The sequence below is a fragment of the Mesorhizobium sp. M1A.F.Ca.IN.020.03.2.1 genome, from assembly GCF_004023205.1.
Lineage (GTDB): Bacteria > Pseudomonadota > Alphaproteobacteria > Rhizobiales > Rhizobiaceae > Mesorhizobium.
The window spans coordinates 1-3473 of record NZ_RZSV01000377.1; the positions used below are offsets into that span (position 1 = coordinate 1).

The 3473-nt window shown below is 62.4% G+C and carries 2 protein-coding genes; both read right to left on the reverse strand.

The features are described from left to right. Positions 1-1161 (reverse strand): ABC transporter transmembrane domain-containing protein (locus EOA79_RS30815; RefSeq protein WP_245489973.1); only part of this gene is annotated, 1161 nt, incomplete at its 3' end. 77 nt (positions 1162-1238) lie between these two features. Further along, positions 1239-3473, reverse strand: a 2235-nt coding sequence (locus EOA79_RS33280; protein WP_245489972.1) for a DUF5801 repeats-in-toxin domain-containing protein, incomplete at its 5' end; no start/stop codon positions are given.

Below are 3473 nucleotides of genomic sequence, written 5' to 3' on the forward strand. Positions count from 1 at the left end.
ATCCAGCCTGACATGGCCCAGCGAGGGTCGCATCGTGCCGACGATGAGACGGCAGAGCGTGGTCTTGCCGGAGCCGGACGAGCCGATCACGCCGCAGGTCTGGCCGGGCTCGACACCGAAGCTTATCGCGTTCAGCAGGGCCTGCGGGGTTCCCGGCGCGTAATAGTGCAGGTTCTCTAACTTCAGCCGGCCTTGCGGGCGCGGCAAGGTGACGCCGACGTTCTGCGACGACCCGGTGGCGGCAAAGAGCTTGATCAGGTTCTGGCGCGCGGCCCGAGCGTTGACCAGGCTGCGCCAGGCGCCGATGGAGCGTTCGATCGGCGCCAGCGCGCGGCTGAGCAGGATGGAAGCCGCAATCATCGACCCGCCCGTGAGTTCGCGGTGCAGGACGAAATAGGCGCCGAGCCCCAGCACGGCCACCTGGAGGGCGAGGCGCAGGGAGCGCGACAGGCTGCCGATGACGGTGGTGCGCTGGAAAATGCGGGACTGCAGAGCTGTGAGAGCTTGCTGGTTTTGCTCCCAGCGCAACAGCGCCGGCTCGGACATGCCGAGCGAGCGCAATGTTTCGGCGCCATCGACAAATTGACCGACGGCGGCCTGGCTGCGGCGCAACCCTGCGGCTGCTTCCTGGTTTTTGCGGCGAGTGAGGAAATCGTTGGCTAGAGCGCAGCAGAACAGAAGCACCGCGCCGGCAAGGCCGAGCACCCCCAATGCCGGATGCAGAAACCACATGAACGCCATGAATACCGGCGTCCATGGCGCGTCGAGAAAGGTCAGAATGCCGTCGCCGGCAATGAAGCTGCGAAGATCGCTAACGTCCTTCAGGCCGGCTTCGACGTTGCTGCCGGCCAGGCGCGCCGCCATGGCGCGTTCGATCACCGGGACGCTGAGCTGGTCGTCCAGCCATTGGCTGATATGCCCCAGCATCATCCGGCGGGCATGTTCCAAGAGGCCATAGACGGCAATGGCGCCGATGACGGCAAGGGTGAGCCACAGCAGCGTGTCGATCGAGCCGCTCGACAGCACCCTGTCATAGATCTGCAGCATGTAGATGGTGCTGGCAAGCAGAAGAAGATTGGTTAGCAAGCTGAAGAGGAAAAGGGCCGGCGCCTGGCGGCGCGCCAGACGCATCACTTCCTGGAATTGCGGCCTTGGCTGCATCACGGAACCCCCCGTTTCGATGCCTTACTGCCGAGTTCCAACGGGGGCAGCACTTGGCCGCCCCCGCTGCTTCTGTGTCAGGCGATGTCGACGAGTATGTGCTGGACGGTGGTCATATCGCCGTCCGCGTCCGCGATTTGGACGCCGAAGTCGAGGTGCGCGTCCGGCGTCGTGGTCTGCGTCGTGGTGAAGCCGATGTCCACGATTTTGATGACGTCGTTGTCGGCGACGGCTGTATCCACACCGTTCACCTTGGCCACGTCGTTGTCCCAAATCACCAACGGGGCGGAAAGGCTGCCACCATTCGCGCCGACCGCGCTATTCAGGTCGATCGCGGTAGCACCGCCGAGAGCGGCGTTGGTACCGGCCGGCGCACTACCGGCCCCGACCAGACCGTTGCCGGACTGCATGATCTGGACGCCTTGGAGCACCCAGTTCTCACCGGCACCGTTGTAGTCGTTTCGCTCTATGATCACTAGGCCGTCGTTGTTATCAAGCTGGAAGTCGGCGGCGTATGCGGAAGGTACCTGACCCGTCTTGTAGATGTCGGCGTTCGAGATGTAGATCGCCTTTGTCGTCGTAAGCGCCGGGTTGGCAGTAGACACGAGATTAACGATGACCATCAGGTCCTCGTTGCCGATACCGTCAAACTTGATGGCCATGTCGTTAGCCGTCTGGGTCGGGACGTGATTGGCACCGTTGTCGGTCGAGATACCCGGTGAGGTGTCGAAGAACCGAAGCGTCAGTGCCTCGCCCTTCTGGATAGTGTCGCCAGCGACCCCGTTCGTGGTCTGGGTTGCAGAAACCCAGTCTTCGTTGTTGTTGGTGACGAACTGGCCGGGGTTCCACACCTTGTCACCAGCAACCGGCGCGCCGTCGTCATCGCCGAGACCTAAGGGGATGCTCGAAGTTGCCGAGTTCGCCGTGAACTGCACGAAGAAGTCCCGATCGGTCGTTTCGGGTGTGCTGTCCGCCTCGAAGAGCTTCTCCACCACGATCAACGGGTGACCGGTATTGCTCGTGGGCTGCTTGGAGAGAAGCTCACTGGTGTGCAGGATGTCCCTGGTGAAGCCCTCCACCGCGTCGTTCAAGGTGATGGTGTAGGTGTCACTGTCCTTGTTGAAGACAAGGGTACCGCCCGCCGTGGCCATCTGATTGCCGGCCGTGTTCGGGTCGCTATCGTAGGAGATTTGCCAATTGAACGAAGCTTCGGTGGCGCTTTCCGACTGTAGCGTCGCGAACGAGCTGATGAATGGGGTCGGCGTGCCAGGGACAAGACCGGTGAGATTGCCATCAAGGCTGAGCTGGATGCCGGGAAGCACGCCATCCTGGTCGACGAAGTCCGAGTGCGTGGCGTCGTAGTAGGAAGCCGGGCGGCCGTCCGAACCGATGTCGTAGCCAAAAGCACCAGATGCCGTTTGACCGACTGCGTTGCCCAAGGTCTCGTGAGTACCATTGCTTCCACCCCCGGATGCGTCACCGTCGAACGGCACCGTGATCGTCGGGCCGTCGTCCTTGAAGGTGAGGTTTTGGCCGATGTTGAGTGTGGTCGATGTATGATCACCGTCCTTGTCGGTGATGGTCGCGGTGAGCGTAACTAGGTTATCCGCGTCCAGTGTCTTGCTTTCGTCCGGGTCGCTGGTCGGATGGACCACTGCCCGGAGTTGATCCAGGGTGACGCTGCCGGTGCCGCTAACAGAGACCGTGAAGACAAGGTCATTGCTCGTGGCGGTGCGACCTTCGATCACAGTGCCATTGAGCGTGAGGACGACGGCCTGACCGGTTAAGGTGTCGGTAAGGCCGGTCGAACCAGCAGTAAAGCCGAGTGCGTAGGTGACCGTGCCTGCGCCGTCGGCACCGAAGGCCGTGCTGAAGTTCGCCGCAAAGCTCTTCGTGTCGTTAGTCGTAAGAACCGTGTCGTCGACAGTGAGCGTAGGCTCGGTGCCGGTCGTCGAGATGCTCGGGCCGTCGTCCTTGAAGTTGAGGTTCTGGCCGATGTCGAGGGTGGCCGGTGCGTGGTCGCCGTCCTTGTCGGTAACCGTCGCGGTCAGTTTGATCAAATTGTCGGCGGCCAGAGTCGTGCTCTCGTCCGGGTCGCTGGTAGGATGGACCACCGCGCGGATCTGATCGAGGGTGACGTTGCCCGAGGCATCGACAGAGACCGTGAACACGAGGTCGTTGCTCGTGGCGGTTCGACCTTGGATGACGCCGCCATTCAGCGAGAGGACGACCGCTTGCCCGGTCGCGGTGTCGACAAGTCCGGTCGAACCGGCAGTAAAGCCGAGTGCGTAGGTCACCGTGCCGGCCCCGTC